11 protein-coding genes are annotated in these 13757 nt (G+C 37.2%); 5 read left to right on the top strand and 6 right to left on the bottom strand.

The genetic code is table 11. From position 1 onward, the window contains the following. The first annotated feature begins 9 nt into the window (after nucleotides 1-9). Nucleotides 10-2466, top strand: a complete 2457-nt coding sequence (locus LB450_RS10045) for a TonB-dependent receptor (protein ID WP_224488041.1) — start codon at nucleotides 10-12, stop codon at nucleotides 2464-2466. Here the strand turns inward: LB450_RS10045 and LB450_RS10040 are convergent. Further along, nucleotides 2452-3609 carry a cysteine desulfurase family protein gene (locus tag LB450_RS10040; RefSeq protein ID WP_224488039.1) on the bottom strand — a complete coding sequence of 386 codons (1158 nt, stop codon included), beginning with the start codon at nucleotides 3607-3609 and terminating at the stop codon, nucleotides 2452-2454. The two genes, LB450_RS10045 and LB450_RS10040, sit on opposite strands and share 15 nt — an antisense overlap. An 82-nt stretch (nucleotides 3610-3691) precedes the next feature. Between LB450_RS10040 and LB450_RS10035 the strand changes: the two genes are divergently transcribed. Next, complete coding sequence (locus LB450_RS10035; RefSeq protein ID WP_224488037.1) at nucleotides 3692-4663, top strand: hypothetical protein; 972 nt, start codon at nucleotides 3692-3694, stop codon at nucleotides 4661-4663. A gap of 1 nt (nucleotide 4664) precedes the next feature. On the opposite strand, the gene LB450_RS10030 is transcribed toward LB450_RS10035, so the two are convergent. Together LB450_RS10030 and LB450_RS10025 are read right to left on the bottom strand one after the other, a co-directional pair. Further along, nucleotides 4665-6092, bottom strand: a complete 1428-nt coding sequence (locus LB450_RS10030; protein ID WP_224488036.1) for an SDR family oxidoreductase — start codon at nucleotides 6090-6092, stop codon at nucleotides 4665-4667. 3 nt (nucleotides 6093-6095) lie between these two features. Next, nucleotides 6096-6521, bottom strand: a complete 426-nt coding sequence (locus LB450_RS10025) for a hypothetical protein (protein WP_224488034.1) — start codon at nucleotides 6519-6521, stop codon at nucleotides 6096-6098. 90 nt (nucleotides 6522-6611) lie between these two features. Between LB450_RS10025 and argS the strand changes: the two genes are divergently transcribed. After that, complete coding sequence (argS, locus tag LB450_RS10020; protein WP_224488032.1) at nucleotides 6612-8390, top strand: arginine--tRNA ligase; 1779 nt, start codon at nucleotides 6612-6614, stop codon at nucleotides 8388-8390. A 238-nt stretch (nucleotides 8391-8628) separates the two neighbouring features. On the opposite strand, the gene LB450_RS10015 is transcribed toward argS, so the two are convergent. The 3 genes from LB450_RS10015 to LB450_RS10005 are packed head-to-tail and all read right to left on the bottom strand — an operon-like array spanning nucleotide 8629 to nucleotide 12125. Then, nucleotides 8629-10170: an acyl-CoA carboxylase subunit beta gene (locus LB450_RS10015; protein ID WP_224488023.1), complete on the bottom strand. Its 1542-nt coding sequence runs from the start codon at nucleotides 10168-10170 to the stop codon at nucleotides 8629-8631. Next, complete coding sequence (gene accC, locus LB450_RS10010; protein ID WP_224488021.1) at nucleotides 10163-11629, bottom strand: acetyl-CoA carboxylase biotin carboxylase subunit; 1467 nt, start codon at nucleotides 11627-11629, stop codon at nucleotides 10163-10165. Before accC ends, LB450_RS10015 begins: the two co-directional genes overlap by 8 nt. 10 nt (nucleotides 11630-11639) lie before the next feature. Then, nucleotides 11640-12125, bottom strand: coding sequence for a biotin/lipoyl-containing protein (locus tag LB450_RS10005; RefSeq protein WP_224488019.1), 486 nt, complete (start codon nucleotides 12123-12125; stop codon nucleotides 11640-11642). A 115-nt stretch (nucleotides 12126-12240) separates the two neighbouring features. On the opposite strand from LB450_RS10005, the gene LB450_RS10000 reads away from it, so the two are divergent. Together LB450_RS10000 and LB450_RS09995 are read left to right on the top strand one after the other, a co-directional pair. Beyond that, nucleotides 12241-13170, top strand: coding sequence for a DUF302 domain-containing protein (locus tag LB450_RS10000; RefSeq protein ID WP_224488017.1), 930 nt, complete (start codon nucleotides 12241-12243; stop codon nucleotides 13168-13170). 70 nt (nucleotides 13171-13240) lie between these two features. After that, a complete protein-coding gene (locus tag LB450_RS09995) occupies nucleotides 13241-13756 on the top strand; it encodes a DUF4199 domain-containing protein (protein WP_224488015.1) in 516 nt (171 codons plus the stop codon). The last annotated feature ends 1 nt before the right edge of the window (nucleotide 13757 follow it).

Below are 13757 nucleotides of genomic sequence, written 5' to 3'. Positions count from 1 at the left end.
CCATCAAGCTTGAAATATCTTTACGCATTCCTTATTGTTTTTGGCTCTACTGCTGTTTTTTCTCAAACCGCTACTGTACAAGGAATCATTTTTGACGAAAGTATTACACCTGTTCCATTTGCAAACATTAGTTCGGCAACCACCGGTACCGTGTCCAATGCCAACGGATTTTATAGCCTTAGCATACCTGCAAACCGAGCTATAGAATTGAAAATATCTTACGTTGGTTTTAAGCCTATTACGCTTAAACTAAATTTAAAACCAGACCAAGTAGAAGAACTTAATTTCGTTTTAAAAACCACTGTTGAACAAATTGGTGAGGTAGTTTTACAGAATGAAGAAAGAGCAAGAATCGAAGGAGTGACAACCCTATCTCCAGAAACCGTTCGGAAAATTCCAGGTGCTAATGCTGGTGTAGAAAATCTTCTTAAAACTTTGCCTGGAGTTAACTCCAACAACGAATTAAGCACTCAATATTCTGTAAGAGGCGGGAATTATGATGAAAATTTAGTTTATGTGAATGATATTCAAATTTACAGACCTTTTTTAATACGAAGTGGTCAACAAGAAGGCTTAAGTTTTGTAAATACTGATCTGGTAAGAAATATTCAATTTTCAGCTGGTGGATTCAAAGCCAGATATGGAGATAAAATGTCATCTGTTTTAGATATTGAATACCGAAGACCTGTGAGTTTTGGCGGGAGTTTCGAAGCTAGTTTTCTCGGTGGAAGTGCTTCTGTGGAGGGTGTATCGGAAGATAAAAAACTATCTGCTATAGTTGGTCTAAGATACAGAGACAACTCACTTTTCGTCAATGCTAAAGATATTGAAGCCAACTTTAAGCCTAGATTTGCAGACATTCAAACTTTTTTTACTTACCAGTTCAACTCTCAATTTGAATTGAGTTTTTTAGGGAATATTGCCGTCAATAGTTACAATTATGAACCTTTTACCAGACAAACCAATTTTGGAACTATAAATGACCCCAAGGCGCTTTTAGTGTTTTATGAAGGTGAAGAAGAAGACAGGTATGAAACTTATTTTGGAGCTTTTAAAGCCACCTACAAACCTGACGAAAACTATACAGGTAAACTTATTGCATCCGCTTATCATACCAAAGAACAAGAACATTTTGACATTCTCGCCAATTACAGATTAGGAAGTGTAAGTTCAGATTTTGGAGATGAAAATCTAGGTGAAGTTGAATTTACAGAAGGAGCTGGGTCACAATTTACGCATGCAAGAAATAATCTGGACGCCTTGATTTTTAATCTTCAGCATTTGGGAAGCTACCACATCGATGAGCACCTTCTGGAATACGGTGCAAAATACACTCACGAAGACATAAGGGATCGCTTACAGGAATATGAAGTTATAGATTCTGCTGGTTTTAGCATACGCCCTCCTCTTCCCGATTTTGCCAACGACCAGCCTTACAATCCTTTTGAAGCTCCCCTGGAAGTTTACCAAAGCATAAGAGCACTCAATTCTACAAAAATTGATAGGCTTACTGCTTTTTTGCAATGGAGTTACAGAACGAGTCTTGGAGATTCTAGATTATGGATGAATGCCGGTATAAGAACTCAGGCCTGGAGGGTTTCCGGAAAAGATATTGAATCCAATACCCAACACATTTGGAGTCCAAGAGCTCAAATTTCTTTAAAACCAAATTGGGACAAGGATATGCTATTTCGGCTTTCCGGAGGATTTTACCATCAGCCTCCTTTTTACAGGGCACTCAGGGATTCCACAGGAACAGTTATTCCTACAGTAAAGGCTCAAAAATCCATTCATATTGTAGCTGGTAACGATTATAGTTTCAGGGTTTGGGATAGGCCTTTCAAACTTATCACCGAAGCTTATTATAAAAAACTAGAGGATGTGAATCCTTACACCATAGAAAATGTAAGAATTCGATACCGAGCCAGAAACGATGCCGAAGCTTATGCTTATGGTTTAGACATGAGACTTAACGGCGAATTTGTTCCTGGCACAGAAAGCTGGTTCAGCTTTGGGTATTTAAAAACTGAAGAGCGCCAAGGCAACCGGGAATACATTTCCAGACCAACAGACCAGCGACTGAAGTTTGCTGCTTTATTTCAGGATTACGTCCCCAAAATGCCAAAATTAAAATTATACCTCAATCTCGTTTATAATACCGGTTTACCAGGAGGTTCACCACAATTTGTAGATCCTTACGATTTCCAAAGTAGATTGCCGGATTATCAAAGAGTGGATGTAGGTTTTTTTTATGCTTTAAAAGAACCCAATGATAATTTCAGTAAAAATAACTGGCTAAGTGTTTTTGAAAGTGTAGATGTAGGCTTTGAGATTTTCAATATGTTCGACAAGCTTAATTCCATAACCAACACTTTTGTGAGAGATGCCTCTTCAAAAAATCAATTTGCTATTCCTAACTTTTTAAGTCCAAGAGTTTTCAACTTAAAATTCTCAGTTCGCTTTTGAAAGGGCTAAACTTTTCAAAGTAGATATGACGTAATCCAGTTCTTTTTTTGTGGTGAATTTAGAAAACGAAAACCGAATGCCTGGGTAATCTAACTTTTCACCATAAACTTCATTAAGAACAAAAGAACCAAGCTGAGCTCCGCTTTGGCAAGCACTTCCTTTGGAACAGGCAATTCCTTTAAGATCCAGCTGAAACAACATCATATCAGATTCTGAAGCAGAAAGCGGAATACTCACATTTACTAAAGTATAGGTGCTTTTATCTAAATCTCCAGAAAGTCCATTGAATCTCACGCCAGGTATTTCAGATTTTAAAGAATCCATAAAGTGATTTTTTAAAGACTTGATGTAAGCTGAGTCTTCTTCTAAGTTTGTATAGGCTATTTCAATCGCTTTCTGTAAACCAATAATATTATGAACGCTTTCAGTTCCTGCTCTCAATTCACGCTCTTGAGACCCTCCATGAATTAAGGGCTTGAGATGATTTCTACTTTTCACATATAAGAACCCCACGCCTTTGGGGCCATGAAATTTATGAGCACTCACGGCGATAAAATCAACGGGCAGATCTGCTAAATCCATTTCATAATGACCTACAGATTGCACGGTATCGCTATGAAAATAAGCAGAGTACTTTTGACACAATTCACCTACCGCTTTTAAATCGAGGATATTACCAATCTCATTATTGATATGCATTAAAGAAACAAGGGTTTTAGAATCAGGTGCTTCAGCTAAAAGACTTTCTAAATGGGTTAAATCTACAGAACCATCCTGATCTAAATTTACAAATTGAAGGTCTATTTTGTTTTCGGTATCCAAAAATTCAACACAGTTTAAAACGGCGTGATGCTCAATTTTAGAAGAAATAATTCTGGTCACTCCTAGATCTCTTACCGCACAGGAAATAGCCATATTGTCGGCTTCAGTACCGCCAGAAGTGAAAACAATATTAGCAGAAGAAACATTAAGTAAAGACGCGATAGACTTTCTGGCTGTTTCCACTGCTGCCTTGGCTTTTCTTCCAAAAGCATGGGTCGAAGAAGGATTTCCGAAATTCGATCTCATACTTTGATGCATCGCTGAAATCACTTCAGGATCCATTTGAGTAGTTGCGGCATTATCTAGGTAAACTGTATCCATTGCTTAAAATTCTTTCACAAAAATAATTCAAATTTAATTGGTATCCTTTAAGTGTTTTATATTTGAACTCGAATTTAAGACTATGACAAGATATCTATTACTTCTAGCTGTTACTTTAATTTTCCTGAGTTGTGATGACGGAGATATCATCGTAAGTGATTTCAATTTTAATGAAGAATCAAAATTGAATCTTTGTGAATTCGAAAACAATAGAAAAGTACTTCATATTATTACTGAATCCAACGAAGCTATAGCCTTCACTTTTCAACAAAACATCGCTGAAAATGTTATAAATGTTATAAGCCCAAGCCGTTTTTCGGTACCCATAAATAATTCTAATCGTATCAACTTCAGAAGATTAGATGCTAATGAAGACAGTAATGATTATTTCTGCAAAGAAATCCCTCCAAGTCGGCCAAATGTCCTCGAAGAATACGTGAGTACTACCGGAGGTAGTGTGGAATTTACAATCACTCGTGCTTCTGGAACTAACGTAGATACCGATGGCGATGGAATAATTGATTTGGAAGAAAGACAGGTAAATGAAAACGGAGATTTCACAGGAACTGTTTTCAATCTGGATACAGATGGCGACGGGATTCCAAATTTCCTGGATATTGATGACGACAATGATAATATTCCAACTCTGACTGAAATAGGTGGACAAAGCGCATCGGATAAGAACCTGGACACTGATGGAGATGGGATTCCAAACTATTTAGATCCAGACGACGATGGCGATGGTGTTATCACTCGCTATGAAGATCTTAATGCTCTGGATAATGGCACTCCCCCAATTCAAACAGATTTAAACCCTAGAGATGATGATAGTAATCAAGATGGGATTCCAAATTATTTGGATGCTACAATTTCAGAATCGTTAACGGTAGATTATTTTAGGGATAACATAGTTTCAAGACGTTTCAATATTACTGTGGTGTTCAATAATATTACACTTAAAAATACAGCTTCAGAAAAAACTATCCGACTAAATTCTCAAGGTTTTGGTGTCTTTACTATATCAACAAGTAATGAGATTTTGAGCTTCAGGTAAGTCAGGCTTTACAGATTTGTGTCAACATTCCATTGAAGATGAAGTAGTGAAAAGGCAGCATTGAATACCAGTATAATCTACCTTTCAAACCTTTGGGTCTAAACGTTGCATTTTGATGGACAACTCCATCATCATCAATATAAAATTCTAACCAAGCCTCTCCTGGAATTCTCATTTCTGCAAATAACAATAATCTTCGTTCTTCCTTATCTGCCATAAGTACACGCCAAAAATCTAAAGAATCACCACTATTGATTTTATCCAGACTGGTCCTTCCTCTTCTCAAACCAACACCACCAGAAAGCTTATCTATATAACCTCTTATTTTCCACAATGTATCGGCATAATACCATCCGTTTTTTCCACCAATAGCCCATATTTTATTCAAAGCTTTTTCAGGATCGTCAGCTTTCATGGATTGATTGTCATGTAAACAACCATATTTAGGTACTTTAATGTATTTATTTAGGTCCTTTTGAGAATAACGGCTACTCACCTTTGAATCCTTCCAACTGGAAATCACCTGGTTCTGTTCAATTTTCACAAAAGCCATTTCAATAGCTTCTTCATAAGTATGAGGTTCAATCGCCAGAATATCCTGCAATCTATGGTCCTTTGCAATTACATTCACCCGCATGCTATCGACCAGGTTCGCAGCCAACTTATAGGAGGTTGACGTCACAAAATACAACCAGTAAGAGGAAAGTTTTGGAGTCATTATAGGAACATTGATAATGGTAAGATTTAAGCCTCTCACTTTGGCATAGCCTTTCATCATGCCTTTATAGGATATCACATTTGGACCTCCAATATCAAATGAATCGTTATAGGTTTCAGGTTTCCCTAAAACACCAGTGAGAAATTTTAAAACATCCCGAATTCCAATGGGCTGGCATTTCGTATTTACCCATTTGGGAGTAATCATGACAGGAAGCTTTTCGCATAAATCCCTGATAATTTCAAAAGAAGCACTTCCAGAACCGACAATAATTCCTGCCCTAATCACGGTAAGATTATAGCCTCCATTATATAAAATACTTTCTACGTTTTTCCTTGACTCCAGGTGTTCAGAAAGGTTATCTTCATTTACAATTCCACTTAAAAATATAACCTGCTTTACATTGGTGCCTTTCATGTAAGCGTTGAAGTTCTCTGCGGTCGTTTGCTCTTTTTTAGAGAAATTTGAATTCGAACTCGTCATAGAATGTACGAGATAGTAAGCGGCGTCTATATCTTTTGGGAAAAGGTTAGGTTTAACTTCATCCAACAAATCCACTTCTATAATTTCAATTTGTTCTTTTATTTCTTTGTCGACAGAAAGCCGATCAGCACTCCTAACGGCGCAAACCACATCGTGCCCTTCATCCAAAAGCAGTGGTAAAACCCGCATTCCTATATATCCATTGGCGCCTGTTAAAAGTATTTTCATGAGTTAATAATTTTCAAAACCGTTGGAAAAATTATCCGATTTATATTTTAAAATTTTCTTCAAAAATTCGTGATTTCGTTTCTCTTTGGCTTCCACTTTAACAAAATAATTATCCATATAAATCGAGTATACTTTAGCTTGTCCTTTATAAAGCTTGAGTTTATAGTAAGGGATAACCAAAGCATAAGTCTCCAGCAATGACCGAAACGTCACAATAATTCCTTTGGGCCTCATCTCCACACCACAAACATTCAAATTATTGTCTAAAATGAGAAGATTATAGATCTGAATACTTGACGAATGTATGTTTAACTTTCCAGAACCAATGCCGCCCATTTTAATTCTATCCATCAAAGTAAAAGGCTTACCTACCTCATCGTTGACTTGCTCTTTTATTTTTGGACGATTATAAGATACATTTAAAAGCATGTTTTTCTTGGAAATATACTTAATTCCATTCTCTCATCTGGGAATACCCTCTAATTTTTAGATTATCTTTGCAACTGAAACACTATTACAATGACCCTAGAAACAAAACTTTCTAAACACATAACAAAATTTCTACAAGAAACTCATCAAGTTGATGCCGACTCCTTTGAATTTCAACTCACTAGAAAGGAATTTGAAGGCGATATCACTCTTGTCGTTTTTCCACTTTTAAAATACATTAAAACCAACCCGGTCCAGTTAGGTGAACAAATTGGCGAATACCTTTCAAAATCAGCAGACGAAGTTTCGAAATTCAATGTTGTAAAAGGGTTTCTGAATTTGTCGCTGGCAGAATCTTACTTTTCGGGTTTGATTCAAACGATGAGTAGAGACAAAGATTTTGGTTTTAAAAAGGTGAGCCCTGAAAGCCAAAAGGTGATGGTAGAATATTCTTCGCCAAACACCAACAAACCACTACATCTTGGTCATGTCAGAAATAATTTATTAGGATTCTCTGTTGCTGAAATTCAGAAAGCTGCAGGTAAACAGGTATATAAAACCCAAATCATCAACGACCGGGGCATTCACATTTGTAAAAGTATGGTGGCCTGGCAAAAATTCGGAGACGGAGAAACGCCTAAAACATCGGGTGTAAAAGGCGATCATCTGGTTGGCAAATATTACGTTGAATTTGATAAAGCTTATAAAGCTGAAATCAAAGAACTTACTCAAAAAGACAAAACTGAAGAAGAAGCCAAAAAAGAAGCACCTATTTTTGTTGAAGCTCAGAACATGCTTAAAAAGTGGGAAGCCGGAGATGCGGAAGTAGTCGAGCTTTGGAAAACCATGAACCAATGGGTTTACGATGGTTTCGACATCACTTATGATAACCTGGGAGTGGATTTCGATAAAAATTATTACGAAAGTGAAACTTATCTTCTTGGCAAGGACCACATCAAAGCTGGTCTTGAGAGTGGCGTTTTCTTCAAAAAAGAAGATGGCAGCGTTTGGATAGACTTATCTAAGGAAGGCTTGGACGAAAAAATCGTATTGAGATCAGACGGTACAGCTGTTTATATGACGCAGGATATTGGAACCGCTATCCAGAGGGTTGCTGATTACGACATCGACGAGATGGTGTTTACCGTTGGAAACGAACAGGATTACCATTTCAAAGTTTTGTTTCTGATTTTGAAAAAGTTAGGCTTTGAGTGGGCAGATCATCTCTTTCATTTGAGTTATGGAATGGTCGATTTACCAAGCGGGAAAATGAAAAGTCGAGAAGGCAATGTGGTAGATGCAGATGATTTGATAGAAGAAATGATTTCTACAGCCAAAACCATTTCACAGGAACTCGGCAAGCTCGAAGGCTACGACGAAGAAGAAAGAAACGAATTATACACTATGATAGGTTTGGGAGCTTTGAAGTATTACATCTTAAAAGTTGATCCCAAAAAACGCATCTTATTTGACCCCGAAGAATCTGTAGACTTCCAGGGAAACACGGGGCCTTTCATTCAATATACTTACGCAAGAATTCAATCCATATTGAGAAAAGCTGAGCAGGATTCGGCATCTTTAGTCTTGTCCAATTATCAATTCGACGTCAAAGAGAAGGCATTAATCAAAATTTTGAATCAGTTTCCAGATATCATTCAACAAGCAGCTGAACAGTATAGCCCAGCACTTGTTGCCAATTTTGTTTATGACTTGGTCAAAGAATTTAATTCATTTTATCAAAACGTCTCCATTTTGGGAGCAGACGAACCTCAGCAAATCGAATTCAGAGTAGAACTCGCCAGACTCGTTGGTGAAGTCATCAAGAAAAGTTTTAAAGTCCTTGGGATTTCAGTACCACAGCGCATGTAATTCTTTGCTTGAAAAATGCACGAGCGGGACGCCTGTCTACCGACTAAGGCATGCTCTCCATAGCTGGTGCGAGCGTCTCGCTCGTACCTAGAATTACATACAATCGGTGCCTGTCTACCGACTAAGGCAGGTTCGCTCAAGCTTTAAAAATTTACTTATTTCAAAATGAAAATACAAGTAGAAACAGACTGTTTCTACTTGTATTTTCAACTCATTAACTCACAAACTCAAGCACTATCTATAACGGAATATTTCCATGTTTTCGTTTTGGACGCTGAACGTCTTTCTTTTCAAGCATGGCAAAAGCCTTAATTAATTTTCTACGAGTTTCTCTAGGCATAATCACCTCATCGATAAAGCCTCTCTGGGCTGCTTTAAAGGGGTTGGCAAAGGCTTCAGCATATTCAGCTTCTTTTTCAGACAATTTCAACTCAGAATCTTCAGCTTCCTGAATTTCCTTTCTGAAAATAATCTCTGAAGCTCCCTTAGCACCCATCACTGCGATTTCAGCAGTAGGCCAGGCAAAGTTAAGGTCAGCTCCAATGTGTTTAGAATTCATTACATCATAAGCGCCACCATAAGCTTTCCGGGTAATAACCGTGACTCTTGGAACAGTCGCTTCACTCAAGGCATAAAGCAGTTTAGCACCATGTAAGATAATACCATTCCATTCTTGATCTGTCCCTGGCAAAAATCCTGGAACATCCACCAAAACAAGCAAGGGAATATTAAAGGCGTCGCAGAACCTCACAAACCTGGCTGCTTTTTTGGAAGCATCCACATCAAGAACGCCCGCCAGACTCATAGGCTGATTGGCAACTACTCCAACACTTCTCCCGCCTATTCTGGAAAAACCAACAAGAATATTATCCGCGTAATTTTTATGCACTTCAAAAAAGGAATCTTCGTCGATAATCCCTTTGATAACCTCATGCATATCATAAGGTTTGTTTGGACTATCCGGAATCAAAGAATCCAAATTCTCTCGAACTTCATCTTCTAAGTTCACTGTATAGTGCTCTGCGGTTTCCGTATTATTTTGTGGGATATAGCTGAGTAGAACTTTGATATGCTCCAAACACTCTACATCATTAACAGAGGTGAAATGTGTTACACCAGATTTAGTAGAATGTGTACTTGCTCCACCAAGTTCTTCAGAAGTGACTTCCTCATTGGTTACTGTTTTCACGACATTAGGCCCAGTCACAAACATATAACTTGTGTTTTCTACCATAAAAGTAAAATCGGTCATTGCTGGTGAATATACTGCACCACCTGCACAAGGTCCCATGATGGCAGAAATTTGTGGAATCACTCCTGAAGCTTGAACATTCCTGTAAAAAATATCAGCATAGCCTCCAAGTGATCTTACACCTTCCTGAATTCTAGCTCCTCCTGAATCGTTAAGTCCAATGATAGGCGCACCTACCTTAAGAGCGTGATCCATCAGTTTACATATTTTCTCCGCATGGGTTTCTGATAAAGCCCCACCAAATACCGTAAAATCCTGAGCGTAGACGTATACCAATTTATTATTTACAGTACCGTAACCAGTTACGACGCCATCACCGTAAAAAATCTGGTCCTGCATCCCAAAATCAGTTGTTCTGTGAGTAACGAGTGCCCCTATTTCTTCGAAGGAACCCTCATCCAGCAGGTAGTCGACTCGTTCTCTTGCCGTAAGTTTTTTCTTTTCGTGTTGTTTATCAATTCGTTTTTGGCCTCCGCCAAGTTTAGCCTCATCGAGTTTGTCTTGTAGTATTTTTATGTTTTTACTCATTGGTTTTAGTTTCTGATGTTACCTCTGGTAAACGTATTTGTTTTTGATCTGCCTGATACTGTTTCATAGCCATCAACGCGGCTAAATAAGCTTCCTCCTTTACCTCTTCTTCAAGAATTTCTGGCGTATAAAAGTTTTTGACAAAATGTGTGTCAAAATTTCCAGAACGGAAGGCTTCATGATTGAATACAAATTTTCCAAATGGTAAAGTCGTTGCCACACCTTTCACTTCATACAGTTTTATAGCTTCCAGCATAAGCTGAATAGCTGCTTCACGATTGGCTCCGTAAGTGACCAATTTTGACAACATCGGATCGTAGTAGATTGGAATTTCCATACCTTCTTCAAACCCGTCGTCCACACGTATTCCTTCGCCACTTGGTTTTCTGTAACGCTCCAAGGTTCCTACACTCGGTAAAAAATCATCTGTAGGATCTTCAGCATATACCCTTAGTTCTAAGGCATGACCTTTAATCTTCAAATCTTTTTGCACTAGTTGCAAAACCTCTCCCCTTGCAATCCGGATTTGCTGCTCAACTAAATCTACTCCTGAAATCAATTCAGTGACAGGGTGTTCCACCTGGAGACGGGTATTCATTTCCAAAAAGTAGAAGTTCTTTTTTTCATCCATCAAGAATTCAACTGTACCCGCACCTACATAATCACAGGATTTAGCCACATCGATAGCAGCCTGTCCCATTTTTTCTCTCAATTCTGGTGTTAAGATCGTTGATGGTGCCTCTTCCACAACTTTTTGATGCCTTCTTTGGACTGAACATTCACGCTCAAACAAATGTAAAACGTTTCCGTGCGTATCTGCCAAAACCTGAATTTCAATGTGTCTAGGTGACCCCACATATTTTTCAATAAAAACCGCACCATTTCCAAAAGCAGATTCTGCTTCACTTATGGCACGTTTCATTTGTTCCTCGAGTTTGCTCTCTTCTTCAACTACACGCATTCCTTTACCACCACCACCAGCAGAAGCTTTAATAAGTATAGGGTAACCTATTTCTTTAGCGATTTTTTTAGCTTTATCTGTATCTGTAATAGCTTCATCTATTCCAGGAACCATAGGAATATTATAGGTTTTCACAGTTTCTTTAGCAGAAAGCTTATCTCCCATAATTCGAATCGCATGAGATTTTGGTCCAATGAATGTTAAACCATTTTTTTCTACTTTTTCTGCAAAATCAGCATTTTCGCTTAAGAATCCATAACCAGGATGAATTCCATCTACATCGTGAGACTTAGCAATTTCTATAATTTTATCTCCCAATAAATAGGATTGATTGGAAGGTGGTGGCCCTACGCAAATCGCTTCATCAGCAAATCTGACGTGAGGTGCATTCCTATCGGCTTCAGAAAAAATAGCGACGGTTTTGATTCCCATTTGTTTAATGGTTTTCATCACTCTCAGGGCTATCTCCCCTCGGTTTGCAACTAATATTTTTTTCATTATGATCAATTTATTCCATTTCGATTAAAACCTCATTCTTACTTACAGTTTTCCCCTTTTCAACAGTTATAGATTTGATAACTGCATCTCTTGGAGCCATTATGGTATTTTCCATTTTCATAGCTTCCAAAACCAACAAGCTATCGCCTTCTTTCACTTCCTGACCCGCTTCGACAGAGACATCCAAAATCATCCCTGGCATCGGAGCCTTTATTTCATTGATGACCTGGTTGGCAGATAAAGAAAGGCCCATATCCTTAATAAGCACATCAAGTTTATTTGAAATCTGAACTTGATACAAATTAGAATTGATTTTTACCGTGTAAGTTCTATTCAAAAAATCGGAAGCGACTAGTTCTGAAGTCACAGACTTATCGTTAACAAGTAAATGATGTGCTCCTGAAGAGGTTTTCTGAATGTCTAAGTTTTGAATTTGACCCTGTTCAAATTCAAACTCATGCACCTCATTTACTTTAGCTTTGAGCAAATGTTTCATGTTTTATAAAGTTTGTTTGTAAATATAAAAGATTTTAGAAGCTTATGCTTTATATTATTATTCAAATCGAAGATGAATAGTTTCTATTTTGGTAGATTTGCTTAAAATCAAAGCAATGAACAACAAATTCAAAATCATACTTCCAATACTACTTTTAGGTCTGATTATTTCCTGTAAAAACAATTCAGAAAAAAAGGACATATCCAAAATTGATGAACAAATTTCACCTGGATTAATCTTTACTATAACAGAGGACTTACAAGAGGCAACAGAAAATTTTAAATCCTATGTCAACACCGACAGGACTTTAGAAATTACCACGGAAATAAATCACACTCAAAATGCTAAAAACATTGATTTGAAGCTGAATTTTAATCAGGTATTTTTCGTAGATAGCCCAAGGTATAGCGTTCCTTTGATTAACGAAAACCCACTGATGGCTTTAGAATTCCCCATTAGAATAGGTTTTTACGATGTTGATGGTAAAAAATTTGTTGTAGCAAGAAGTGAAGATTACTTCCTGAAACGCTATAACTTACCTAAAAGTGCTGCTTTAAGAAGTATTGGTGCTCTTTCTGAAACTTTTTTAAAACAAAGTTCTAAAGCAGCTTATACACAAACCTCTGCTATAGATTCATTGGATAATACTGGAATAGTAACTTTAAAGAGTTCGAAAAACTTTAAAGAAACAGTAGACTCTATCGATGAAATGATTGAAAACAATGGCGATTTATCTCTTTTTGAATCTAAAAACTTTTCAAAAGATGCAGAAGAAATTGGAAGTGAATTGAAGCCACTGCATCTGTTTATATTTGGGAACCCAAAAGCTGGGACACAACTGATGCAACAAAATCCAAATTTTTCTATCGATCTCCCTCTAAAAGTTCTTGTTGAAGAAAATAATGATGAAGAGATTTTGGTTCATTTCCAAGATGTATCCTTTACAGCAGAACTGCATGGAGAAAATTTTGAAGAGGATTTACCAGTCAAAATTACTGAAAACTTAAAAGAAATTCTTTCCAAAGCAATTTTGAGTCAAAAGTAAAATAAGAGAAAGAGTTAGAGATGTCAGAATATAGGCTATTGCTTATATTTGCGAATTACAAAACAGCAACATGCAACAAGAAGATCTTCCAGTTAAACCTTATGCTACCAATTTCGGAGTCATTTTTGGTGCTTATTCAATACTGATTCTAGTTTTGCTTTATGCATTCAGCTATCAGACTAATGCCGGCATTTCCATAATGAATTTTATAATAAATGTAGCCATAGTATGGTATGCCATTCATCTTTATAAAATAGACAATAATGGATTGTTAGACCTTACAACTTCTATCAAGCTTGGCTTAGCCATTGGAGTTATTGGTGGGTTACTCTATGCTGCCTATACTTATATTCATTATGAATTTATCCAACCAGAATATATTGCAGAAATAAAGTCTAGTATGAAAGCTGAAATGGAAAAAGAGATTCAGCGACAGCAAATGAGCGAAGGAGATGCAGAAATGACCAAAGGTTTGTCTAGCGTATTTGCCTCTCCGTTTGTATTAGCTACATTAGGACTTCTTTCTATTATTTTCAAAACATTCTTAATAGGGCTCATCGTAGGATTGATAAAAAGAAATAATTGAT

This window comes from Psychroflexus curvus (genome assembly GCF_020164585.1).
Classification (GTDB): Bacteria; Bacteroidota; Bacteroidia; order Flavobacteriales; family Flavobacteriaceae; genus Psychroflexus; species Psychroflexus curvus.
Note: the sequence above shows the minus strand (reverse complement) of the source record. Positions and strands in the feature narration are given on the sequence as shown.

Excerpts from the sequence above, each read along its gene's own strand:
- LB450_RS09995 (WP_224488015.1), top strand. The coding sequence starts at position 13,241 with ATGCAACAAGAAGATCTTCCAGTTAAACCTTATGCTACCAATTTCGGA.
- LB450_RS10035 (WP_224488037.1), top strand. The coding sequence starts at position 3,692 with ATGACAAGATATCTATTACTTCTAGCTGTTACTTTAATTTTCCTGAGT.
- LB450_RS10025 (WP_224488034.1), bottom strand. The coding sequence starts at position 6,521 with ATGCTTTTAAATGTATCTTATAATCGTCCAAAAATAAAAGAGCAAGTC.
- LB450_RS10005 (WP_224488019.1), bottom strand. The coding sequence starts at position 12,125 with ATGAAACATTTGCTCAAAGCTAAAGTAAATGAGGTGCATGAGTTTGAA.
- LB450_RS10030 (WP_224488036.1), bottom strand. The coding sequence starts at position 6,092 with ATGAAAATACTTTTAACAGGCGCCAATGGATATATAGGAATGCGGGTT.
- argS (WP_224488032.1), top strand. The coding sequence starts at position 6,612 with ATGACCCTAGAAACAAAACTTTCTAAACACATAACAAAATTTCTACAA.
- accC (WP_224488021.1), bottom strand. The coding sequence starts at position 11,629 with ATGAAAAAAATATTAGTTGCAAACCGAGGGGAGATAGCCCTGAGAGTG.
- LB450_RS10015 (WP_224488023.1), bottom strand. The coding sequence starts at position 10,170 with ATGAGTAAAAACATAAAAATACTACAAGACAAACTCGATGAGGCTAAA.
- LB450_RS10000 (WP_224488017.1), top strand. The coding sequence starts at position 12,241 with ATGAACAACAAATTCAAAATCATACTTCCAATACTACTTTTAGGTCTG.
- LB450_RS10040 (WP_224488039.1), bottom strand. The coding sequence starts at position 3,609 with ATGGATACAGTTTACCTAGATAATGCCGCAACTACTCAAATGGATCCT.